The sequence below is a fragment of the Niallia sp. genome (assembly GCF_031978665.1).
Lineage (GTDB): Bacteria > Bacillota > Bacilli > Bacillales > Cytobacillaceae > Niallia.
The window spans coordinates 65,730-90,722 of sequence record NZ_DALZDK010000016.1 but is presented as its reverse complement, the minus strand read 5'-3'; the positions used below and the strand labels follow the sequence as shown (position 1 = coordinate 90,722).

Annotated in this window: 18 protein-coding genes; 5 read left to right on the top strand and 13 right to left on the bottom strand. The window is 36.6% G+C overall.

From position 1 onward, the window contains the following. Positions 1-378: 378 nt before the first annotated feature. The 7 genes from RTL21_RS10770 to RTL21_RS10740 all read right to left on the bottom strand — a co-directional run bounded on the left by RTL21_RS10770 (position 379) and on the right by RTL21_RS10740 (position 10,138). Positions 379-876, bottom strand: a complete 498-nt coding sequence (locus RTL21_RS10770; RefSeq protein ID WP_312095885.1) for a GNAT family N-acetyltransferase — start codon at positions 874-876, stop codon at positions 379-381. Next, positions 848-2,926: an ABC transporter permease subunit gene (locus tag RTL21_RS10765; RefSeq protein ID WP_312095884.1), complete on the bottom strand. Its 2,079-nt coding sequence runs from the start codon at positions 2,924-2,926 to the stop codon at positions 848-850. Before RTL21_RS10765 ends, RTL21_RS10770 begins: the two co-directional genes overlap by 29 nt. Positions 2,927-3,262: 336 nt before the next feature. Then, on the bottom strand, positions 3,263-4,345 hold the full coding sequence (locus RTL21_RS10760) for a threonine aldolase family protein (RefSeq protein ID WP_312095883.1): 1,083 nt from the start codon (positions 4,343-4,345) through the stop codon (positions 3,263-3,265). 351 nt (positions 4,346-4,696) lie between these two features. Next, on the bottom strand, positions 4,697-6,499 hold the full coding sequence (locus tag RTL21_RS10755) for an ABC transporter ATP-binding protein (RefSeq protein ID WP_312095882.1): 1,803 nt from the start codon (positions 6,497-6,499) through the stop codon (positions 4,697-4,699). Beyond that, positions 6,496-8,235, bottom strand: coding sequence for an ABC transporter ATP-binding protein (locus RTL21_RS10750; protein ID WP_312095881.1), 1,740 nt, complete (start codon positions 8,233-8,235; stop codon positions 6,496-6,498). Before RTL21_RS10750 ends, RTL21_RS10755 begins: the two co-directional genes overlap by 4 nt. A 213-nt stretch (positions 8,236-8,448) precedes the next feature. Next, a complete protein-coding gene (locus RTL21_RS10745; protein WP_312095880.1) occupies positions 8,449-8,685 on the bottom strand; it encodes a DUF6171 family protein in 237 nt (78 codons plus the stop codon). 1 nt (position 8,686) lies between these two features. After that, positions 8,687-10,138, bottom strand: coding sequence for an alpha-N-arabinofuranosidase (locus RTL21_RS10740; RefSeq protein ID WP_312095879.1), 1,452 nt, complete (start codon positions 10,136-10,138; stop codon positions 8,687-8,689). Between the two features lie 293 nt (positions 10,139-10,431). On the opposite strand from RTL21_RS10740, the gene RTL21_RS10735 reads away from it, so the two are divergent. Then, complete coding sequence (locus RTL21_RS10735; RefSeq protein ID WP_312095878.1) at positions 10,432-11,346, top strand: ArsR/SmtB family transcription factor; 915 nt, start codon at positions 10,432-10,434, stop codon at positions 11,344-11,346. 477 nt (positions 11,347-11,823) lie between these two features. Here RTL21_RS10735 and RTL21_RS10730 read toward each other — a convergent pair whose 3' ends face one another. Next, entirely contained in the window at positions 11,824-13,827 is a 2,004-nt protein-coding gene (locus RTL21_RS10730; RefSeq protein WP_312095877.1) for a beta-galactosidase, read from the bottom strand. A 114-nt stretch (positions 13,828-13,941) separates the two neighbouring features. Between RTL21_RS10730 and RTL21_RS10725 the strand changes: the two genes are divergently transcribed. After that, positions 13,942-14,757, top strand: a complete 816-nt coding sequence (locus RTL21_RS10725; protein ID WP_312095876.1) for an AraC family transcriptional regulator — start codon at positions 13,942-13,944, stop codon at positions 14,755-14,757. 70 nt (positions 14,758-14,827) lie between these two features. Here the strand turns inward: RTL21_RS10725 and RTL21_RS10720 are convergent, their stop codons facing one another. Next, a complete protein-coding gene (locus RTL21_RS10720) occupies positions 14,828-15,766 on the bottom strand; it encodes a magnesium transporter CorA family protein (RefSeq protein WP_312095875.1) in 939 nt (312 codons plus the stop codon). Positions 15,767-16,155: 389 nt separating this feature from the next. On the opposite strand from RTL21_RS10720, the gene RTL21_RS10715 reads away from it, so the two are divergent. Both RTL21_RS10715 and RTL21_RS10710 read left to right on the top strand, forming a co-directional pair. Beyond that, positions 16,156-17,712 (top strand): AbgT family transporter, encoded by a 1,557-nt coding sequence (locus RTL21_RS10715; RefSeq protein ID WP_312095874.1) that lies wholly within the window; start codon positions 16,156-16,158, stop codon positions 17,710-17,712. Between the two features lie 85 nt (positions 17,713-17,797). Beyond that, positions 17,798-19,009: a M20 family metallopeptidase gene (locus tag RTL21_RS10710; protein WP_312095873.1), complete on the top strand. Its 1,212-nt coding sequence runs from the start codon at positions 17,798-17,800 to the stop codon at positions 19,007-19,009. A 61-nt stretch (positions 19,010-19,070) separates the two neighbouring features. On the opposite strand, the gene RTL21_RS10705 is transcribed toward RTL21_RS10710, so the two are convergent. The 4 genes from RTL21_RS10705 to RTL21_RS10690 all read right to left on the bottom strand — a co-directional run bounded on the left by RTL21_RS10705 (position 19,071) and on the right by RTL21_RS10690 (position 23,889). Beyond that, on the bottom strand, positions 19,071-20,846 hold the full coding sequence (locus RTL21_RS10705; RefSeq protein WP_312095872.1) for a helix-turn-helix domain-containing protein: 1,776 nt from the start codon (positions 20,844-20,846) through the stop codon (positions 19,071-19,073). Positions 20,847-20,973: 127 nt separating this feature from the next. After that, on the bottom strand, positions 20,974-21,972 hold the full coding sequence (locus RTL21_RS10700; protein WP_312095871.1) for an SPFH domain-containing protein: 999 nt from the start codon (positions 21,970-21,972) through the stop codon (positions 20,974-20,976). A gap of 34 nt (positions 21,973-22,006) precedes the next feature. After that, positions 22,007-22,864, bottom strand: a complete 858-nt coding sequence (locus RTL21_RS10695) for a TPM domain-containing protein (protein ID WP_312095870.1) — start codon at positions 22,862-22,864, stop codon at positions 22,007-22,009. After that, positions 22,861-23,889, bottom strand: coding sequence for a TFIIB-type zinc ribbon-containing protein (locus RTL21_RS10690; protein ID WP_312095869.1), 1,029 nt, complete (start codon positions 23,887-23,889; stop codon positions 22,861-22,863). The genes RTL21_RS10695 and RTL21_RS10690 overlap by 4 nt, the downstream gene beginning before the upstream one ends. 344 nt (positions 23,890-24,233) lie before the next feature. Here RTL21_RS10690 and RTL21_RS10685 point away from each other — a divergent pair, with 344 nt between their 5' ends. Then, positions 24,234-24,752 carry a cysteine hydrolase family protein gene (locus tag RTL21_RS10685; RefSeq protein ID WP_312095868.1) on the top strand — a complete coding sequence of 173 codons (519 nt, stop codon included), beginning with the start codon at positions 24,234-24,236 and terminating at the stop codon, positions 24,750-24,752. Positions 24,753-24,993 lie beyond the last annotated feature (241 nt).

Genomic DNA, 24,993 nt, shown 5'->3' with positions numbered 1-24,993 from the left:
GCTAGCACTCTTTATTTGTCTGCATCTATTTCTTTAATCTGCCTCTTCTGTCAACTAGTAAAATAGAATTAGATTCGTTAAAAACAAGGTACTTTTTCACTTGGTATGTACAATTCTAAAGTAATTTACAGAATAATTCAATTTTATTTACAAATTATATATCGGACTTTTTGCTCAATTGTTTATATTTAAATAATTTTTCATTATAATTTTTTCTTATATTAGAACTTTAATAATTATTTCACTAACTAACAGACTGACTGCAGGATTTCTCCACCCAGTGCAACTACATGTATTCATAGGATGCACCTTATTTTAAAAATAAAACTGTGATCAAAACTCTTTTATTAAAAGTTTGATCACAGTAAAAAACTAATCTTATAAATAAAGAACCATTAATTCTTCATCATAATATTTCCCAGTTATTTTTAATGCTTTTCGATCGATGCCATAGGTTTCAAATCCAAACGATTGATATAGCTTTTTGGCAGATATATTATCAGTGACAACCTCTAAGTATAGCTGCTCTATTTCTTGTAGATCACGTGCTTTTTCAATTGCTGTTTGTACTAATTGTTTCCCAATACCTTTTCCACGGTACAAAGGTGTAACATAGGCAGCATATAAATGGGAACGGTGGCTCATTTTTTGTTTTGTATCACTCATTAAGGTCAAGACACCGATGAGATTATTTTCAGCAAATGCTCCAAATACATAAGCAGATAAATCTTCTAACCGGTTCTGTGTCCTACTGATCGGATAGTTTTTTTCTTCCTCATAGCTAGACCCAAATGCCTCTGGATTTGTTTTCAATGCTTCTAATCTTAATGCAAAATAAGCCTCTGCATCATGGCGGTGTAATTGCCTGATTTCCATTTGAATCACTCCCTATCTGTGTAAAACTCGCCTTCGTAATCGATGGAGCTACGGTTACTTTTTCTGGTGTTTGTTTTTTCTTCTGAATGCTCGGATGCTTAAAGATCACTCCAACTTTTACTTGTTGAACCTCTTTTACCCCTTGTACAATCAGCTGCATCGCAAAAATTGCCAGAATAAATGGAACGAGTATAAATAAATACCAGTATCGTCCAGAAGCTAGTGCCGCTCTCCCAACCTGCCCTATTAACCCAGACCATTCATAGGTAGAAGATTGAGGAGGATCTGCAAACATAGGATCCATAGATAATTTTGTTCCCCCAAAGAAATAATCAAAAATCCCTAAATGCATGAATATTAACAATACCTGGATAAATTGCTGTCCAAATAAAATTGAAAGCCGTGGTCCTAAATGGGGGAGAATATGGCGTGTAAAGATTTGAAATTTCCCACCTCCCATTACCTTAGCACTTGCAATAAATTCATAATCAAGCACTCGATTAATTTCTTTTCCTATTAATACCGTCGTTAAAGGGACAACGAGTATAGTCAAAATCATTGTTTCTAAAAAGACTCTTTCCCAAAAGGAATAACTGAATCCATCAAAGCCTGGCAAAAGAATTGGTCTTAGCAAAATATATGCAATCAAGCTTAATGGCATAAAGTGAATAGAATCTACCATCTTTGCAAGCCATTGCTGTGCTTGCGGTTTCGCATAAAAGGAATAAACAACAGCAAGCAGCAATCCGCCAATTACACGTAAAAACGCAATAAGGAGCGCAAAAAATAGTGTGTATTTCGCGCCAATCACTATTTGGTCAAAAATACTATAGCCGAGTTTATCAGAACCAAAGAAAAAAGGTTCAGTTGGTGCAAACGGCGAAGCAGCAAGTAACGTCGCTCCATCTTCTGCGTATAATAAACGCATTTGATCAACATGATTATTAGTTGTGACTGAGTAAATAATGCTATACCCAATTACCACGATAAAAAACAAGCTTCCCAAAGCAAATTTCCAATTCTTCAGATGTACGCCTAACATCTTTCCTCCCCACTTTACTGGACGAGCAAAGGAAAGGCTTCTCCAGCTAAACCGTTGGAATCCATCCTTTAGATTGATAAGAAATACTTTTAAGGAGGTGGTGAGATGCGGAATGGATATCCGCTGCTGCCACGATTCCTTTTTCAACTCATGTGTATGCTCTTGTTCTTCCTTCATTGCGAGATCGACTAGTTGAAAAATAATAAAAAATGGCGTAAATATAAGCAGTAAGGAAACGGCAATTGTCATTGGAGTAAAGCTTTCTACGAGAAAATGAGTAAAACCATGTACATTAAACAGTCGTTCAATAATAAATTGGCTAGACAACAATCCCCATATAATAATTTTCATATGGTGAAAGGACACTGGGATAATATTTCGGAGTATATGCTTCCACAAAATCGGAAAGTTATGAATCCCTTTACTTCTTGCAAAAGTTACATACATCTTCAAAAATTCTTCTTCCATCATCAGAATTAGAATTTTAAATAAAGAAACGGCAGGAAGAACAGCAAGCGTTATAATAGGTCCTAAATATGCCTTTTCTGAATAACTGGCTACTTCAAATATCTCTACACCAGTTTGTACAAAAATAAAGATGACTAAAGCTTGCAGAAGTGTTGCAATAATAATGTCTGGAATTGATTCAATTAGATCTAGGATTCTTTTTATTGGTTGTAGGAGAAATTTGGGTAGAAAAAAAGAGACGATTGCTAAAATAAAAGCAACCATGCCTCCTAGCAAAATCGCCCCAAATAGAATTTCCATCGAATAAACAAAAGCCGGCCATAGCACATCCAAAATTGGTTTTTCATCCACACCATTTAAGGAATATACCCATCCATCCTTCTGAAAAAATTCCTTCCACAAAAATGATCCTAATGTTGAAAAATACCCCTCTCCCTCTGGAAAATTTCTCATTTGAAAGTATTTCGGAAAAACACTTAAAGCTAGTATCGCAATCGCGCCAAGTAAATAATAGATGATTAATTTCGCAAATTTTCTCATAGCTCCCCTTTCTTCTCATTTCATCATTCTAAAAATTCATTCTATTCAAATTATATGGATATATTGATTGCTAATCAACCCTTTATTTTCCAATAAGTGGTCTATTAGATGGATAATAAAGGGTTATTACTCTAATATCAGCGAAATTTATGAGATATCAGCCAAATTTACATTTTTTCAGCCAAAACCAGGGGGATATCAGCCAAACTTTCATTTTTTAGCCAAATCATTGGGAAATCAGCCAAACATTTTCATCTTTCTAGTAGCAGCTCCCTATTATATAATCACTATCCGTTGAGTCCCCATGCTGGATAATTCCCTAGACCCCAACCTCTTTCACTCGCTGATTTTTTCTGCAAGTATATCAAACATTTTTCGGACTGTTTCAGTCGGAACTTCTTTATAGGCGTCACCAAGGCTAATTTCAAAAGAGCAGGTATTTTCATCGATTGCATTTACATAGCCACTTATTCCAATTCCCATTATTTCTTGGATATCTGTTAAAATAGCCTCTACCTCTTCTTTTCCCAATTCAAAATGAACATGGAACATATTAGAAACTGGTGTAATCGGAAGAGTTCGAATTCCTTCACACGCATTAAAAAATGCTGCAAGTTCTTTAGCAGATTCATAGTATTCACCCATTTTATGAGCTCTTTTCTCATAATAATAATCAGCAGACAGAATATATGGGTACAAACTGATTAAATCACCGCCATATCTTCGTTTCCACACCTTTGATTGACTCGTAAACTCTTCACTTCCAGCTAATATCGCTCCGGCAATTCCGCCGATTCCTTTATAAAAAGACATATAGACACTATCAAAAAGTGCACATACTTCTGCCGCAGTTTTTTGATAATAAGGTAGCACTTCCAATAATCTTGCCCCATCAAGATGAAGTTTAATTCCTTGTTCTTTGCAATAATGAGAAATTTCTTCTAATGTCGCAAAGCTTGGTAATTGACCACCAATTTCACGCTGAGGCAATTCTAATAGCACACAGGCAACACCATTCTCCATTTGCTTAATATCTTCTAATTCTATTACTCTCGTTTCATCAGCAAGTAAAACCGTTTCAATTTTATGAAGCTTCTTTAATCCATCTTGTTCATGTATTTCTAAATGGCTTAATGGATGGTAGGCCACTTTCCCTAAATCTTTTTCATCACACCATATTCGTAGAGCGATTTGCTGTGCCATCGTTCCGCTCGGAAAAAAGACTGCTGCTTCTTTTCCTAAAAGATTGGCCATTTTTTGCTGAAAGTCTTCTATTATTTGTCCTTGTCCATACATATCACTTTCTGTATTTTCGTCTACTTTCTGTATTGCTTCTTTTAGTACTTGAACATTTCTTTTGCCATGATTACCTAATTTATAGGTAGTTTTGTTATATGAATCTCTTAATGTATTTGCCATGGTATTCTCCCTACTCTCACTCAGAATATTTCGACGATATGATAACTATAGCACTTTTTAAATTCAGCTAGGTATTTTTTATTAGCTTAGTCCCTTACTTTCTTGAAAAATAGGAGGCTGGCGCTGACGAGGAGAGTCTGTTACTTTTTCCCATTCTCTGATGCCAACTCGGGCTCAGAGCGACCTTCTCTGTTCCCTTTCTCCTTTCTCTTTTAACAAAACGGGCACTGAGAACCTCTCTTTTCTAGCTTTATTTCATTCTTAAAACATCTCTAACTTGCTTTCTCTAAAATAATCAACCATACGAAAAGAACAGTAATCCCCAAAAGAAATACTGTTCTCTACCATTACTTATATAAGCTGTGTTGCATTCTGATTAACAGTCGCCTCTCCAATATCTGCTTCCCGTTTGAATAGTCGAGTATAAACACCATTATTATTTTTTAATAGTTCAGTATGTGTGCCTTCTTCAACTATTACGCCTTTATCTAATACGATAATTCGATCTGCAGATAGTACCGTTGATAGTCGGTGGGAAATAATGAAAATCGTTTGTTTCTTTGTTGTTTTTAACACTGCTTCATTAATCTTTGCTTCTGTGATAGGGTCTAGTGCCGAACTTGCTTCATCCAAAACAAGGATTGGCGCATCTTTTAAAATTGCTCGTGCTAAAGAAAGACGCTGTTTCTGACCGCCAGATAGTAAACTTCCTCTTTCCCCAACCTTTGTGTTCAGTCCTTCAGGAAGTGTTTCGAGTAGTTCTCCCAAACCGCTCGCACGGAGAACCTCTAATAATTCTTTCTCTGTAGCATCTGATTTCCCAATTCGTAAATTATCTGCCAATGTACCACTTCGCATTTGTACATCCTGTGTCACAATTGCCATTTGCGAGCGAAGCCAGTCTGTATCCCATTCTTTAATCTCTCGGCCATCTACTTCAATGGAACCGTTTGTTGTGTCATATAATCGAAACAGCAAATCAATAATCGTTGATTTCCCAGAACCGCTTGGACCAACTAACGCTATTTTCTCTCCTGCCTTAATACTAAAGGAAACACCCTTCAATACACTTTCTTCTTTATCAGGATAAACGAAAGATACATCCTTCAAACGCACATCTCCACTTGCTCTTTCTCCTCTTACACCTTGCTTTGTTTCTGCTTCTGATGCTGCCTGAGAAAGTAAGATTTCCGAACGATCTAAAGCAGGACCTGTTCTTCTCACAGACAGCCAATTTCGGAGAAGACGTTGCATTTCGTTGGCAGCAATCGTTACTAACCCGCCTGCTGTTAACATTTGACCACTTGTTAAGTCAGCATTCCAAATAAGGAGGGTACTAATAAAATAAACCAGCCCTAATGCAAAACCGTTATAGCTTGCAATCACAACTACCGACTGCATTCTTGCTTTTAATTCTCTTAATGAATGTTTTACGAACGAATCCCTGATGGAAACAACACTTTCTACTTCACTATCAGAAACACCCATTACTCGTGAAAGATGAATTCCTGTCACAGATTCTCTTAATCTCTCTAAATATCTAGAGGCTTCTGCCCTAGCGTCGGCTGATGCTGCTCTTGTTCTTGCCCCAAGATAGTTCGATGCCCAGTAAAAAAGAATTCCTAGAACAACACTCGTAATCATCAAATAAGGGTGAATGAAAAGTAGAACAATGCTATAAATCACTACCCCTTGTGCACTTGCCATAAAGGTTGACCCTTCCCATGCCAAAAAATTATGAAGGGTATCTGGATCATCAGAAGCTCGTGCTAATAATTCCCCTGATGAATTATTTTGATAAAAAGAAAAAGGCAACACTTGCAAGTGCCCAAATAATCGTAGCTTTTGTCTATTCGTCACAGACTTCGATGTAATATGGCAAAAATATTCATCAATGATCATCATGCCTAAATCCAATACAGCAGATAATACCAATAGCCACATTAAGCCCCATAACCATGTATTATTCTCACTTGGAAGAATGGTATCTATCAGCCAACTCAGGGCTAAAGTTGGTATTAACGCAGAAAAGACCTGGCTAATCGCAATAACGAGCGAATCGCCAATTACCCATTTTTTATAGGGCATTAAAAATTGAATAACACGTTTGCCATCGCCAATTTTCTTTTGTTTGGAGATATCCTGCTTACTCATCCAATCATCTCCTTTTCTAGCTCGCTATATTGTGCTCGATATAGTTGATAATACTGCCCTCTTAAGGCAAGCAGTTCCTCATGTGTACCTTGTTCAGCAACCATCCCTTGATCAAGCAGCAGGATTGTATCAGCCTTTCTGACTGTAATCAATCGATGGGCAATCGTAATCGTCGTTCTCCCTGGAATTAATTGCTCCAGTGATTCTTGAACCTTTTCTTCTGTTTCACCATCTAAGGAAGACGTAGCTTCGTCAAAAATTAATACTGGTGGCTGGCGAAGGATTGCCCTCGCAAGTGCAACTCTTTGTCTTTGCCCACCAGAAAGCTTCAAGCCACGTTCCCCAACAATCGTTTCATACTTATCCTCCAAGGAATCAATTAATTCCTTTAATCCTGCTGCATCAACAGCCTGCTCCAATTCTTCCATCGTTGCATCAGGCTTTCCATAAAGAAGATTCGTTCGAAGCGTACTATTTAAAAGAAAAGTTTCCTGGGAAACAACTCCCACCTGCCTTCGAAAACTATTACGGTCATAAGCAAATAAATCTTTTCCATCAATGGTTACTGAGCCCTTCTCTGGTTCATATAATCCTAGTAAGATTTGAATAAGCGTACTTTTTCCTCCGCCACTAGTCCCGACGATTCCAATATGCTTGCCGGATTCCACGGAAACCGATACACCCTTTAATACTCGCTTGTCACTGCCTGGATAGGAAAACCAAATATTATCTAAATCTATTTTCCCTTGAACTGCACCAAAATTCGGAAGATTTTGTTCATGCTCTTCCGGCAGATCGAAGTATTCGTATATCCTTTGTAATGCTGGGATTGCCTGTTGAATGGTTAAGGCATTTTCCGCTAATGATCGCACAGGCTGAAACATGATAGGAATAAAGTTTAAACACGATACTAGTGTTCCAACAGTGATATTCCCTTGCCAAATTGCCAATCCACCAATCAGCATCACAACACCAGGTGTAGCAATATTAAATAAATTTCCCAGACGCCAATTGACTTTTCCGATTAAGGCCGCTCGAATAGAATAGTTTTTCCAATTCGTCAGTTTCTTTTCTTGTGTAGCAATCTCGTCTTTTTGTGTTTGATATGTTCTTACTAAACGAACACTCTCAATGCTTTCCTGTAAATGCTGATACATATCAGCACTCATATCTCTTTGTACAGCACTCATTTTCCGCATCGTCTTCCCTAACTTAAAGGATGGGAAAATATAAATCGCAAATACAATAAACATGACAATCGCTGCTGGCCAGTATATTGCAAACACTGTAATAAAAGCCGCTACTGCACTAATTACTTGTTGGAGAATTCGTGGTACAACAGTATTATTCAAATTCTGTATTGATTCTACATCATGGGTTAGTCGATATAGCATATCCCCGCGAGGTGTCGTCGAGAAAAAGGACATCGGTGTTCGGTGAAGCCTTTTAAACGCACGAATTTGCATATCTGTTATCACATCAAAACCAATTTTCACCTGTACAAACTCTTGTAAAGATTCAAATAGCGCCTTTCCTAAAAATGCTGCTAATATTCCGAAAACAATCCATAAAATAAATGCTACAACCTTGTCTCCGATTACTTCGTCCACCAATTTCCCTACAAGAATTGGAGGCAAAATCGTAAACGCACCTCCAACTAATGAGAAAAATAAGGCAACCAATAACTTACGCCAATATGGTTTAAAATGCTGTAAAGTAGTTCTTAATAAGTTCATTCTTTCTCCTCCCCACAAAGAGTTATTGTATTACAAATAATGAAAATATTCACTATAATTTACAAAAAAATTTCGGATTATGAAATTTATATTCATGTAGTAAAAAAAGCTACCTTTAGCTCCAAATCTTTTTATGCAAAAAAAGAAGGCAGCAATTTGCTAACCCTCTAAGTATCTATTATTCTCTTATTCCTAAAATATATTTTTTCTATCCTACCACTTTCTATCTGGACAGCTCTTCTGCATTAAGCTAGCTCGAAATCGAATAAAACAGCCGCATTTTCCACATGTATGCTGACTCAGATGCTCACATTGAAAACATATTTCCAACCGCTGATCTCTTAATTCTTCCCCGGCTAAGTCTGTTTCGAAAGAAAGTTGTTCTTGTACAAGCGAATCCACATCCATTCGGCTAATTGCTTCCTTTAACTCACAGCCGATACAGCCCATTTTAGTTTTCCTTTGTAATGATACTTGCCACACTCATTGGTGGTAATGTAACTTTTAAAGTTTCTTTATCTGCTATATAACTAGTAAACTCTTTTTTTGCTACAACATCAGGTTCTTCAAATGTGTTATGGGCATCCATCACGTCAGCTGTAATATATTCTGCTTCCAGGACAACGAATTCTCCATCTTTTCTGGAAAGCGTAATTTCTCTCGTTTCTGTTATATCATAGTTGCACAGGGAAACAGTTACTTTCCCATCCTTTTTGGAAGCCGTGTATGTGACATGATTGCTCTCATCTCCATAAGATTCAACTAACTCTGCATTCTGATGATGTTTATACAAATCGAAAACATGATACGTAGGGGTTTTGATCATTTTTTCCCCTTCTGTTAATAACATTGCCTGTAGTACATTCACCATTTGGGCAATATTAGCCATATGAACACGGTCTGCATGCTTATGGAAAATATTTAACGTAATAGCAGCTAACATCGCATCACGAATCGTATTTTGTTGATATAAGAAGCCTGGGTTTGTTCCTGGTTCTACGTTATACCAAGAACCCCACTCGTCTACGATTAAGCCAACACGCTTTTCCGGATCGTATTTATCCATTATTGTACTGTGTTTTGTTATCAATTCGTCCATGTACTGAGCATGTTCTAATACAGAATACCACTGCTCTTCTGGGAAGTTTAAAGCATTTCCTTTATCCTGCCATACTCTTGTTGGAATCGAATAATGATGAAGGCTAATTCCATCCATAAATCTTGCCGCATTTTTCATCAATACTTCTGTCCAATTGTAGTCATCTACATTGGCACCACAGGCAATTTTATAAATATTATGCTCTCCATATTTTCGAACATAAGTCTGATATCTACGGTATAAGTCTGCATAATATTCTGGACGCATATTTCCACCACAGCCCCAGGATTCGTTACCTACACCAAAAAACTCTAATTTCCATGCTTCTTGCTGTCCATTTTCTCGGCGGAGATTTGCCATTGGGGATTCACCATTCATGGTCATATACTCAACCCATTCTTGCATTTCTTGGACTGTCCCGCTTCCAACATTTCCATTCACATAAGCTTCACAGCCTAATTGCTGAATCAATTCAAAAAACTCATGTGTTCCGAAGTGGTTATTTTCTGTTACTCCACCCCAATGTGTATTAACTATTGTACTTCTATTCTCTAATGATCCAATCCCATCTTTCCAATGGTATTCATCCGCAAAGCATCCACCTGGCCAACGAACTACAGGAACTTGAATTTCTTTTAAAGCTTTCACTACATCTTTGCGAATTCCATTTTCATTTGGAATATCGGAATCTTTTCCAACCCAAACACCTTCATAAATACAACGTCCTAAATGTTCAGCAAATTGTCCATAAATATATTTACTAATTGTCGGTCCTTGTTTATCTAATAATAAATTCACTTGCATGTTATGATTCCTCCATTTTCAATTTTGGGAAAAACGTAGACAAATCATTAGGCTTATTCTATGTATCTTTTCCTCCTTCTCCTTTGACTCCCTCATAATTGCTAGCTACATAGTTAAAAAGATAAACTTACGACTAAAATATATTACATAATGAAACCGTTGTCAATAACTTATAAGTATACTAATTTAATAATTTAATTAATCATATTTAACTATGAAGTTATATAAAATATTTATTTTTGCTATTCATTTATTCATGTAGTAATATAATAGTAATAAAGGGGGTATCACGGATGCAATTAGATATATCGGAAAATTCTATCCCTGTGTATGAGGTTCTATCCAGTCCTACACGAATTAACATTATTAAATTATTATCTAAGAAAAAAATGAATATTGGAGAATTAGCAAAAGAATTGAATATAAGCAGCGCGATAGTCAGTAGACATATCACAAAAATGAGTGATGCCGGTTTAGTAAAAACCGAAACGCTTCCTGGCAAATCTGGTCTGCAAAAAATAGTTATCTTAAAAGTGGATCGTATCGAGATAAAGTTTCCACAAAAGATTTACTCTGCTTTTGAAACCTATAAACAAGAAATTCCCGTTGGACACTATTTTAATTTTGATGTTTATCCAACCTGTGGACTTGCTACTACAACAAATACGATTGGGGAATATGATGATCCTAAATACTTTATGGATCCGCAAAAGAATCAAGCAGCTATCCTGTGGTTCACAAAAGGATTTATTGAATATCGCATTCCTTCTATTTTAAAAGAAACAGATAAACTAGAGATGATTGATATTGTATTGGAAGCCTCTTCTGAATTTCCTTATTCCAATAATGTTTGGCCATCTGATATTACCTTTTCTTTAAATGGAAAAGAGCTATGCACCTGGACCAGCCCAGGAGACTTTTCTGATACAAGAGGTCGCTTTACCCCAGATTGGTGGCCAAATGAAACCAATCAATACGGCATCCTACTTACCATCCGCATCACCAAGCATGGCGTTTATGCTGATGGTAAAAAATTATCTGATACTACTATTGATCAATTTCGCGAAAAACAAAGTGGTATGTGGGATCTAAAGGTAGAAATAAAAGAAGATGCAGAAAATCTTGGCGGCGTTACTCTATTTGGAAAAGGCTTTGGGAATTACGATCAAGATATAAATTTTATTACTTATTATAGTAATCCTGTGTGAAGATACGAAAGCTATATATGAATTTTTCAGAGGAAAAGTGTTTATGAAAGGCACTTTTTCTTTTTTATTTATGATTTCAGCTTTGGCTTTTTGATGAACACTACTTTTCCCCTTTCTCTGGGAATTTCAGCTTTCATCTACTCCATGAACACCACTTTTTCCTTTTACCCCAGGAATTTGGGCTTTCATCCCTTCAATGAACACCACTTTTCCTTCTTCCCCAGGAATTTCGGCTTTCATCCCCTCCATGAACACCACTTTTTCCTCTTACCCCAAGAATTTCGGCTTTCATCCCCTCCATGAACACCACTTTTTCCTCTTACCCCAAGAATTTCGGCTTTCATCCCTCCGATGAACACCACTTTTTCCTCTTACCCCAAGAATTTCAGCTTTCATCCAACCTCAAACCCAACTAGCCCTCCACACACCAAAAAGCCACACCGAAATCAATCGGTGTAGCTCAAAAACTAGCATTCTCTATTTCAATAAAAGTACATCAAATTGCCCTAGTTCTACTGCTTCGCTCACTACTTCTCCAGTTAAAAGATTTACCTTTCCAACTAGCTCTTCTGGCAATAAATGAGCCTTTTCATTTTGATTAATGACGAAATAATAAGAGGAATTTGCTGTCTCTCTTTTCGTAATTTCTAGTCCTTCTCCATTCGAACAAATCGGCTTCACACTTGTTTCTGCTAACAAAGCATTGAATAAATGAGCAATGCCATCTTGTTCTACTTGCGTACCAATATACCAAACCTTTCCTTTTCCATAGGAATTTTTCGTAATCGTAGGGGTATCCTTGTAAAAATCCTCTTTATAGGTAGCGACAGCCTCTGCACCTTCTAGATGGATAATGTCACATAGTAATTGACTGGTATATACATTTCCATCACTAAATTCAATTCCATTCCTTTGTTCAGGTGCCAATGCATCAATTTCTTCAACCCATATTCCTGCTATTTCACGCAACGGTCCTGGATACCCTCCAAGATATACATTATCGGACTCATTAACGATACCGCTCATAAAGGTAGTGACAAACTGTCCTCCATTTTCAACAAATGCTATGATGCGCTCTGCCAAGCCTGCTTTTAGCATATAAAGAACTGGCGCCACGACCACATCATACTTAGAGAGATCCCTATCAACGGATATCATATCGACTGGAATATTTTTATTATAAAAATATTGATAATATTGATGTATTTGGTTTACATAGGTTAAATCTTTATTTGGTCCACTTGTATACTCAAGCGCCCAATAGTTTTCCCAGTCAAAGATGATGCCGACTTTACTATTTATTGTTGAGCCGATAATCTCTTCTAATTGCTGTAGTTCTTTTCCAAGTTCCATAACTTCTCGAAATACTCGTGTATTTTCATGTCCGACATGCTCAATGACAGCGCCATGAAATTTTTCACATGCTCCTACTGAACGGCGTAGCTGGAAAAATTGGATGGTGTCTGCTCCATGTGCAAGCGTCTGATAACTTTGGGAACGCATTTTCCCTGGACGCTTTAAAGAATTATATGGCTGCCAGTTTTGCTGACTAGGTGTTTGTTCCATTAGCATAAATGGTTGGCCGTCTTTAAGACCGCGCATTAAATCATGACACATCGCCGTATAGCTTAGTGGCGTATTGTAGCTTGGATAATTATCCCATGAAACAATATCCATTTCCTTTGCCCATTTAAAGTAATCTAAATTTTTATAGGTTCCCATTAAATTTGTAGTAATTGGCGTGTCAGGATCAAATTTCCGAATCGCATCTCGTTCCATCTTGTAATTTTCCAGCATACTATCTGAATTAAAGCGGCGATAATCAATCGATATTCCTGCAAAAGCTGTTTTATCTCTGCCAATTCCTTCACCTAGTGCATTCGGCAATACTACTTCATCCCACTCGTAAATAGTATGGCCCCAGAATTCTAAGTTCCATGCTTGATTTAATGCCTCAATCGTTTTATAACGATTTTTCAGCCATACCCGAAATGCTTTCTCACAGTTTTCGCAATAGCATTCCCCACCATATTCATTATTAATATGCCAGCAGGTAACATGGGGATTATCGCCATATCTCTCCGCTAATTTCCCAGCCAATTTGCTAGCAAACTTCTGATAGACAAGACTGTTCGGACAGGCATTATGTCTTTGTCCAAATTTATGATGCCTGCCTTCATAATCGGTTCTTGCCACTTCAGGATATTTTTTCACCATCCATGCAGGCAAAGATGCTGTTGATGTGGCGAGAATAATATCATACTTGTCCTTACTAAGCATTTCTACGATTTCATCTAGCTCCTCAAAATAATACTCTTCTTCCGAAGGCTGAATTTTTGCCCATGAAAAAACATTAATCGTTGCCGAATTAATACCTGCCTTTTTAAACATACGCATATCTTCTTCCCAGATATCCTTAGGCCATTGATTCGGATTATAGTCTCCTCCATACAAAATGCGATTAAAAAATTTTTTCTCCATTTCCATCCCTCCGTACTTTTTATACATTCATTATAGAAAGGCAAATGGAGAAAAAGTATAATAAGAGTAACTAGTTTATATAAAAATACGAAACTATTGTAAGGGGATTCATAAATGGAAGTGCATTTTAATTTACTAGATGATTTCAACCCTTTTTCGATTGAAAGTATTGGGTATATGTGGGAACAGCCAATGGTCATGCGAGAAGACGGTTATCCTTATTACCACTGGCTACAAACAGCTGAAGGGTTAGGGGAAGTTACGATTGCAAATGAAAAAATCCTATTGCAACCATTTGAAGGTATTCTGATCGCACCATTTGTTCCTCACTACTATGAAGCTATTTCCTCAAAAGGATGGCGAACAAATTTTATGACGATCAACGGTACTTTTTCTCCAAGTATTGCGGAGATACTTGGGACTTCCTCTTATTATCGTGCAAATGACTGTCCTGACTTTTCCTATAGTGAATGGACGAAGAGAATGTTGTCACATATAAAAAATGAAAACAAAAGTACCGTACAGCAAAAGCTTTCCATCGACGTGTATACCTTCTTACTAAATATCCGAGACCACGGATTACACAGAACATTTCAAACAAATGATTTATATCAACAATATATCTCGCCAAGTATCCAGTGGATCGAAGCAAACTATGGGGAAAAATGCGATATTTCGGATATGGCGAGAAGACTCTTTATCTCGCCCCAATATTTGAACAAACTTTTCAGGAGATTTGTTGGTGTTTCGGTCTATCAATATGTGCTTGCATATCGAATCAAAAAGGCAAAAGAAATTTTAGTCACAAATAGAGACACAAAAATTAAGGACATCACATTTCTTACTGGCTTCAATGATACAAGTCACTTTGTAGCTACCTTTAAAAAAGAAACAGGCTATACCCCTAAAGAATTCCGATCTTTTTATTAGAATAAACTCCTCCATGTCAAAATGGAGGAGTTAACTATTTATTAAAGATGTAGCCGAGCAGACTTCCTTATTAAAAAAACTTCTTCTTCCAAAAGACCAAAGCAGTTACGCCTGATAAAAGAAAGGAAATCATAATCGCGATTGTGAAAGAATAAGGTACATCTTGAAATGGGATATGGACATTCATCCCATAGAAGCTTGCTACCATGGTTGGCAACGACAAAATAATCGTAAAAGAAGTTAGGAATTTCATCACGATATTAACATTATTAGAAATAACAGAAGCAAAAGCGTCCATCATCCCACTTAAAATAGACATATGTGTCTCAGCCATCTCAATGGCTTGCTGATTCTCAATAATAACATCTTCCAGCAATTCTTGATCATCTTCATACATTTTCAAATAATTACTTTTAAGCATTTTTTGCATGACAATATTATTTGATTTTAAGGAAGTCGTAAAGTATACTAAGCTTTTTTCGATATTGAGCAAGGAAAAAAGCTCTTTATTTTTCATGGATTGATGAAGCTCTTTTTCAATACTATCTGTCTTTTTACTGATTTGCTTTAAATATTTTAAATAAGCTGTCGCCATACAGTATAGAATTTGCAAGGAAAAACGCGTCTTTTTATACGTAAAAAAACTCTTCATTCTGCCTTCTGAAAATTGATGAAATATTGGATTATCCTTTAAGCAAACCGTAATGAAGCAACTCTTCGCAATAATCATCCCTACTGGAATCGTGTCATAAATTGGCATATTTTTCTCATCAAGGGAAACGAGAGGAAGATTGACAATGATTAATATATTTTCCCCATCTTTCTCAATTCTCGAACGCTCTTCTTCATCCAAGGGATCTTTCATAAACGCTAATGGAATATCTAAACCGGTAGCAATTTCCGTTATTTCGGTTTCTGTTGGGGCAATTAAATTGATCCAGCAGCCATTCATCATGCTATCCGTTTCTTTCAGCATTCCTTCTTCTGTAGAAATATAAATTTTTTTCATGCTTTTACCTCCTCTAGTTATAGAGGAAATCAAAAAAATTCTCTGCCAAATAAAGTTGAATCTTTATCAGTATTCAAACTTCTAAAGGAAGGGTTATTCATGACTTCCTCTTTCATGGCCGTGGGTTCCGGTTCAGGTTCCATACACATTCGATTACTCATAAAAATTCAACTCCTCACTAGTATTCTTTAAACCTATTACATACTACTTTATAATTTATTTATTGTAAACAGAAAAGGTGAAACTTTTCTAATGTACCATTCCCCCTCCTTTTTTGTGCCCAAACACAAAAATAATGAAGAAATTTAGAATTCGCTCCATAGATTATCTTCTTAAATATTCGTATAATTTAAAAAAATCTAAAAACAAACTACAACTTGGAGGTACATATGAGCGAACTAGCAAAGAAACGAATAAAATACGAAGAATCAGCTCCGCCTAAGAAAGCAAAACTAGTCGACAGATTTTTAAACGTCATTGAACGTACAGGTAATAAATTACCGGATCCAATTACGTTATTTGTCATCATGTCAGCTCTCATTCTTCTCGCTTCTTATTTACTATCCTTAATCGGTGTCTCTGCTACTAACCCTAGCTCTGGAGAAACAATTGAAGTAGTTAATTTACTGAATCGTGAAGGTATTATTCAAATCTTAACAAGCATGGTGAGTAATTTTACTTCCTTCCCACCATTTGGACTAGTATTAGTCATTATGTTAGGTGTTGGGCTTGCCGAAACGACAGGACTTATCCAAACTGTCATGAAAAGAACGGTTTTAAGTGCACCGAAAAAATTAATACTGCCTGTCATTGTCTTCACTGGAGTTCTTGGCAATATTGCTGCCGATGCAGCATTTATCGTGTTTCCTCCTATCGCAGCCCTTATCTTTATGAGCGTGGGAAGAAGCCCAATTGTCGGTCTTATTGCCACCTATGCAGCGATCGCCGGTGGATATAGTGCTAACTTAATTCTAAATTCCTTAGATGTTCTACTCGCAGGAATTACGGAACAAGCAGCAAAAGTAGTAGATCCAAATTATGTTGGAAATCCTACGATGAATTATTATTTCTTAATCATTTCTACTTTTTTATTAGTTGCCGTGACTACTTGGGTTACAGTGAAATTTGTGGAACCTCGCTTTGGCAAATACACGGGAGTTGTACAAAAATTAGATAAAGTAACAGCATCAGAAAAACGAGGTTTACGTTTTGCAGGGATTACTCTAATAATCTATTTAGCTGTTATTTTATTAATGGTTATTCCAAGAAATGGTTGGTTGCGCGATTTAGAAACAGGCTCTGTCATTAACTCTCCATTTATGTCATCAATCGTACCAATCATGCTATTTTTCTTTTTATTACCGGCTTTAGCATTTGGGATTGGCTCTAAATCAGTGAAAAATGATAAAGATATTGCAGAGAAACTATTTAAATCCATCGCTGACTTAGCTCCGTTTATTGTGCTTGCTTTTGTCGCTGCACAAATGATTGCTTACTTTAGTTGGAGTAATATTGGTCCAATTCTTGCGATTAAAGGAGCAGAATTACTTCAAGCGATGAACTTTACAGGTCTGCCAATGATTATCGGCTTCATCATTATTTGTTCCTTTATTAATCTATTAATTGCTAGTGCATCAGCAAAATGGGCACTACTTTCTACCATCTTTGTGCCAATGTTTATGTATTTAGGATATAGCCCTGCATTAACGCAAATGGCTTATCGAATTGGAGATTCTATCACAAACCCAATCACGCCAATGCTTGCTTACTTTGCGATTCTTCTAGCCTTTGCTAGAAAACATGATAAGTCGATTGGAATTGGAACCTTAATATCTGCTTTACTTCCTTATTCCATCTTCTTTGCTATCACATGGATTCTCTTATTCGCTATTTGGTACTTATGTGGTCTTCCTTTAGGACCTGGGGATCCTATCTTCTTAAAATAATTTTTAGGCGATTCACTACGTGCAACCTGAATCTTTAGGTTGCCGTACTACATATAATTTTAAAAAAATTGAAATGAGGGGTAACATGGAAGCTTTATTTTCACTATTAAAAGACTATGAACAAGAGATGATTGAGATACGACGTCATCTCCATGAACATCCAGAATTATCCTATCACGAAGTGTATACACCTGCTTATATTGCAGAATATCATCAAAAATTAGGGCATGAAGTAAGAACGGGCGTCGGCGGCCGTGGTGTCGTTGCTACTTTAAAAGGCAGCAAGCCAGGAAAAACAGTGGCCTTACGTGCAGACTTCGATGCACTTGCCATACAAGAAGAAAATGATATTCCTTATAAATCTAAGGTCGACGGTGTCATGCATGCATGTGGACATGATGGTCATACCGCCACATTATTAGTATTAGCAAAAGCATTAAATAAGTTACAGGCAGACATCGAAGGAACTATTGTATTTATTCATCAATTTGCCGAGGAACTTTCTCCAGGCGGTGCGATTGCCATGATTGAGGATGGCTGCTTAGAAGGAGTAGATGTCATTTTTGGAACCCATTTATGGGCAACAGAACCAGTTGGAAATATCATGATCAACACAGGTCCTATTATGGCAGCTGCTGACCAATTTGATATTACCATCCAAGGAAAAGGTGGCCACGGGTCTGAACCACATATGACGAAAGATGCGATTATGATTGGTGCCCAATTTATTACCAATGTACAACAAATTGTCTCAAGAAGAGTGAATCCATTACACCCTGCTGTTGTTTCTGTTTGTAGCTTTGAAGCTCAAAACCCCTTTAATGTTATTGCGGATACCGTTAAATTAAGCGGAACAGCACGTACTTTCCATGATGAGGCTCGTGATTTAATTGAAAAGGAAATCGGAAATGTCATCCAGGCATCCTGCCAGATGGTTGGTGCCTCTTACGATTATCAATTTAAGCGTGGCTATCCTGCTGTCGTAAACCATAAAGAAGAAACAGACTTTATCATTAAGCATGCTGAGCAAATTGAAGAAGTTCAAAAAGTAAGAATTTGCGACCCGCTTATGGGAGGCGAAGATTTTGCGTACTACTTACAGCATGTAAAAGGTGCCTTCTTCTTTACAGGTGCTATGGATCCTAATTGGGAGGAAGTCTATCCTCATCATCATCCAAAATTCAATATTGATGAACGCTCGCTTTTGATTGCAGCCAAGACACTAGGGACTGCAGCATTAAATTACTTAAGTAATGAATCCGGAAAAACTAAACAAGCAAGCTTCATCAACGAATAACTAAAAATAGCTGTTCCTAGCATTTAACAGGAACAGCTATTTTCATGAAAGAAACAATCAGCTAAAACTCGTCTCCTCCCATTCTTTGTTCCTGCCGTGCATGCAAAAACAACGCTATTTTTAAATTCGTTAAATTATCTAAATCATCAAAGTCACAGTTCAATTTTTCCTGTATTTGCTGAAGACGATAATAGACTGTATTTTGATGAAGATGCATTAATTCAGCTGTTTTTGCCACATTTTTATTCGATTGCAGGTAGGTTTGTAATGTTGTTAACCACTCATTTTTTGTTCGATTGTTCACTTGAGAATGAATCGGACCTAAAATATTCTCTATAAAATAGGCAGCTTCTTCTTCTTGCACACTAAATAAGTAACGTTTATAGCCAAGGGACTGAAAATCAAATACTGTTTCTTCTCTTTGAATACGATCCATTTCTTTCTCTAATAATTCTGCATCTTTATAAGATATAGATAGATGCCGCATCGAGTAAACCGGACGGCCAACGTAAACAAGGATGTCTTTATAAATCGATTGTAATCTGTCTATATACTGTTTAACGGTTTGAACATTCCCTGCTTCTTCCTTCTTGGTCCCTAGCAAAAGAAACAGTTTATTTCGTTTTGGAAAAATCATTACCGAGAATTCCTTTTTGAATACTTGCCGCATCCCTTCTTCTAACAAATTAAGCTGATTCAATTCATCAAAAGAATGTTGTTTACTTTTGATTACTAGAAAAACAAAGTACTTTGCAGGGATCATCTCCTGCTTCTTCAAATAGCTTTGAACCTCTGGCGTGAAGTGGCTATTTAAAATATCCTTTAATAAAGCTTCCTTTTCTGCCTGCCTATTTTTCAGTTGTTCTTGAAGCTTTATTTGCTCAATGGCAATAATAGAAGCTGCATGTTGAAAAGAAAGCTCTCCCACTATATCAAGAGGCACGCTTTTTCCTGTAATCACTAAATATCCAATTGTTCCAAATGAGGATTGTACCGATAAAGCTTGTCCAAGCAACTCGCCCTCTTTATAAATTTTCTGCAATTGTTGAGTGTGCAACTTTTTTTGGTTCTCTCTAATCCATTCACTTAAGAAAGGATTTTCCAAATTTGAGGTCGGATAAGAAATATCCAAACGACCTAATGAATCAAAATAATAAATACAATCATTCGGATTCCGAGCAAGATTTTTTACTAAAGATTGCACTCCATTGCCTTCTAGCACGGTCTCATTTAATTGATTATGCAAATCAAGAATTGTCTCTAATTGCAGTGCCCTTTGCTGTTTCTCATAAAAGGCACGGGCGTTCACAATGGAGATCGCTATTTGACTTCCAATAGCTTCTAAAAATCGCAAATCATCCTCTGTAAAAAAACCTTCATTTTTAAAATTATCAATGGTCAGAACACCAATTTTTTGTTGCTGATAAACAAGTAAAACGGACATACAGCTGACAGGCATTAAAGCATGGACCGTAGATTTCAAATAATATTGAAGAGTCTTATTACGCATATTGGACATCGCTTTTTCAATTTCTTCGATTGTATTAATTAACATGCTTCTACCTTCTGCAAAAACGGTTCCGCTAATTCCTTCTCCTTCAAGTAGCTTATTCTCCAAGTAGATATCTTCCTTAAAGTTGACTGCTGCTTCAATTTCCAAATACTGATTTTCTTCATTCCACAGCAATAGAAATCCAGCATCTGCTTTTTCAATAGCTCCAATTACATCTTCAATAATCTGCTGAATCAATTCCTTTAAACTATCATTTGTCGTAATATTTTTTGATACTTGTATAAATGTATTTAATCTGCGCTCCATATTATTCTCGCTGCTCATTTGATTCCCTCTTTATTGCTTATTGTTATGTATTATTATCCCCTTAAACTTATTTTTTGTTAAGAAAATTCACAAAAAAATAACAGGACGGCTCTCTAACTAGGAGAACCGTCCTGTTTTTTTCGTATTATACGAGCTTATGCCCACAATTCGAGCAGAAATTCCCTTCACTTGTTTTCGTCCCACAATTTGGACAGAAATTTGGTCGCTTTTGATCTTGATTTTGTGGAGATGCTGTTGGAGCTGGTTGTTGATTTTGATTCTGAGTTTGCTGCTGATTTTGCTTATTCATTTTATCGATCATTTGATTGGCCATATTCATGCCCATCATCATTCCAGCCATATCAGAGGCAGTTCCACCACCAGAATTCTTCCCGCTGGACATGCTATCAATCATGGAAATTTGCTGATACTTATCGATATTTCCTACCATTCCATGCGAAGCATTTTTATTAATCATATCCTGAACTTCCTTCGGATAACTAAAGCTCATAATTTGGAAGCCCGTAATGGTAAGCCCGCTTTCTACCATTTGACTATCTAAATCTTCCCTAATGCCTTTCGCAATTTCAAAAGCATTTGCCTGAAGATTAAACATATCCTTGCCTTCTGTGACAATCCACTTCATAAGCAATTGGTCTAGGACGGAGGTGATTCGTATTTTTACATCTTCCACTAAATATTGATTTTTAATCCCAGCTATTTTATCAATTAAGGAAATATAGTCATTTACTTTAAATTGAAAGGTTCCATTCGCTCGAATTGGCATTCCACCAGGAAGCCCAACTGCCGGAATGTTTATTGCATTTTTCGTTCCCCACTTCACCGTAAATTCTTTTGTATTTACAAATAATACTTCTACCCGCATCCCACTATTGAATCCGAATTTAAAGCCTTTTAACGTAGAAAGAAAGGGGATAATTTGTGACTCAATATCATATTCTCCGTCCTCTTGGAAGGCTCCCTCTATACTGCCATTGTTTAGAAAGATGGCATCCTGCCCTGGGCGAATAATTAATTTACTTCCTTTTTTAATTTCACGATTCTTCCATTTATAGAAGATCATATCTTCTCTGAATTCTTCCCATTCCACTACATTTGCAAATTGATTGCGAAAAAATGACATTTTTTCTGTCCCCTTTCGTTATTCAAATAACTATTTAAAATTTCCCTCTGCTACCGCTATGGGAGTGACCACCACCAGTAATCCCCCCACCACCACCTGAATTATTTTGTGGCTTTCTTTGTTTCGTCACTGTTTTTCGAATAAATCGGTCATGGCTATTTACAATCTTTGAATTTCGTTTATCCATATACGTATTGCCATTCACGGTTACTCTTCCGCCTGACTGGAAGACCATGATACTTACAACAATTCCTGCTAGCACAACAGAAACAATCAGTTGAAAGCCCCAATGTGAGAAAAATGCAGGCATCCCACTTGAAGTATTTTCTTCTATATAGTCATTTCGAGAGTCAGCAATTCCACTATAGTCATAATCATTTTCTAAACTAGATGAATCATCAACCAAATAGTAAGCAGATTCATGCATAAAGGTCGAGAAAGCCTCGAAATATTCCCCTTCTGATAAAGCTGGCGTTATTTCTTCGCGAATATAATCTAGTGTTGAATCATCTAAATAATCTTCGGCTTTTTTAAAGCCTGCTAAATATATATCCCTTTGTTCCATATCAATTGCTAAAATAGCTGTATTTCCAAAAGGTTGATCATAGCCTGGAGATTCTTCATCATAATAATCTTGAACATATTTCTTGATATCTTTCCCATCTGTACCATCTAGCGTAAGTACCAATAATGCTGTTTCCGTTTCTTCTCCTAATTCCACTGCCAAGCTTTCTAATTCTGTTCTTTCTGTATCTGTTAGCAACTTTGCATGATCAAAAATGAATTGCTTTTGATTTTCTGAGGCTGCATGTACAGTAATTCCAGAAAAAACGGTCAGTATTGCCCAAGCAATAAGCAGTAAACTACTATATCTGGTTAGCAAGTTTCTCAAAAGAAGCCACCTCCCATAAAGAAGGATACACATTTTAATGTTAGAAATGAACCAGCCGCAATCCCACTAAACCATACTGCCACTTTCCCTTTACTAATCGGCGGCTTTCCTACTACCTTTCCTGTTTGCCCATTCATCGCAAAAATATGCTCTTGGTTTTCATAAACATAGCTTACCATCCACACAGGAAGTAAAACATAATCACTGCAAACAGCCTTCGTATCAATATTTTTATCTCGATAATTAATCGAATGATACCCAGTAAAAGTGGAATGAACAAAGGAATCGATATAATCACTGATTTTATCCTTCGCCCGTGGCAATAATTCTGAATCCGTATAATTATATTTTTCCGAAATGAAGCCAGCAAGATAAGGTGTTTTGAAATCCTTCAGCTGTTCATAAGGAAAAGGCTCTAGCTTATACATTAGCACATCATTCATTTTTTCAGAAGCATCCACTGGAATTTTCACATAATCTAAATTTATTTTCCGATACGCTTCATAATACTTCGTTTCCGTGTAAATATAATCCCCACTTGTATAAGTCCGAACCTTTGTACAAGAAGCTGTTACATCCACATCACTATTTAAATCATAAAGCCAAAATGGAACGTACATACCAGTTATACTTTTTATACGATCTGCACTCATGAATCCTTTTGGTGTTAAAAGTCCTTTTCTACACCATTTTCGAAACGCTGCGATTGCCTCTTCTTTACTGATGGTAAAAGGAATTACTTTTTTAGGGGCAAGCGCACCTGCCAACCGATCCGCAATCACTACTCCCGCACCACAAAAACTACAATTCGTTGCCGTCGTGTCTGCTTCCGTTATTAACACCGCGCCACAGTTGTCACAATGGTACTCCTTTACCTCATTTTCCTCAAAGGATGCAGACAGTAAATTTTCTGGATAGCTCTCAATATTCTCTTCATTTCCACAGCTAGGGCAAGATAAACTGCCAGTATCTGCATTAAAACTCATATCTCCCCCACAATTTGGGCATTTATAATGAAGGATCATGCTAATCACCTCAATTTATTTATCTATGAATATACTAATAATAACTTATTTAAACACTTGTAGCTTTTCTATCCATGAAAAATTTCCGATATATACATATACTGATTGGATGGCGAAAAAGTTTCATTTTCCTATTTTGTCCTTGGATTGAAGGGCCAATCACGCTTATTCTAATTTTCATAAGGAACTGCCATAATAAGGGGAAAAGGGAGAAACAAACAATAGTGATGAAAAAAAGGCGACTAAGAATATATGTACCAAAATTTATTTTCGAGAAGTAAGAAATGATGTATCGCAAGCAACGATTACGAAATAAAGAATGTTTGCATATAGGAGGGAAATGAATGAAAAAAGCACTTTTAATTATAGATGTACAAAATGGCATGTTTCAAAAAGAAAATGTTGTACATAAAGGAGAACAATTACTTCTTCGTATTAAATCTTTAATCACACAAGCACGCTCCACAAAAACACCTATCATTTACATACAGCATCAATCACCAATCGGTAAGCCGCTAGAGTATAGGACACACGGTTGGGAAATTCATTCGGATATCGCTCCAGTAAAGGAGGATATTATTATTCAGAAAACAACGCCAGATGCTTTTTTTCAAACTTCTTTAGAAGCTGAACTAAAACAGCTAGAAATTGAGCATCTAATTATCACTGGAATTCAAACAGAAGCATGTGTGGATACAACTTGCAGACGTGCTTTTAGCAATAATTATAAGGTTACGCTTGTTTCAGATGCCCATAGCACTTGGGATACTAATTTACTAACAGCTGAGCAGATTATTGGGCATCATAATGAAGTGTTGCGGTGGTTTGCTGATGTTTATCTTAGCTCGGAGATAAGTTTTTAAACGCTTTTGTAGAGAGAAAAGGGCTGTCTTAAACATTTCTGCGTAAATTTCAACCATAAAAAAACCGATAATGTTGATCAATTCACAGCATTATCGGATTTTACTTTATATCATTTTCAGCTTATCAAACTACTTTTCGGACAACTTGGCTTTCTCAATTACCTTTTCGTCTGTTTTTTTATACTCTCGGGCTCAGAGAGCACCTCTCTGTTACCTTTTCCAGTTATTTTTCTTGCGCTCG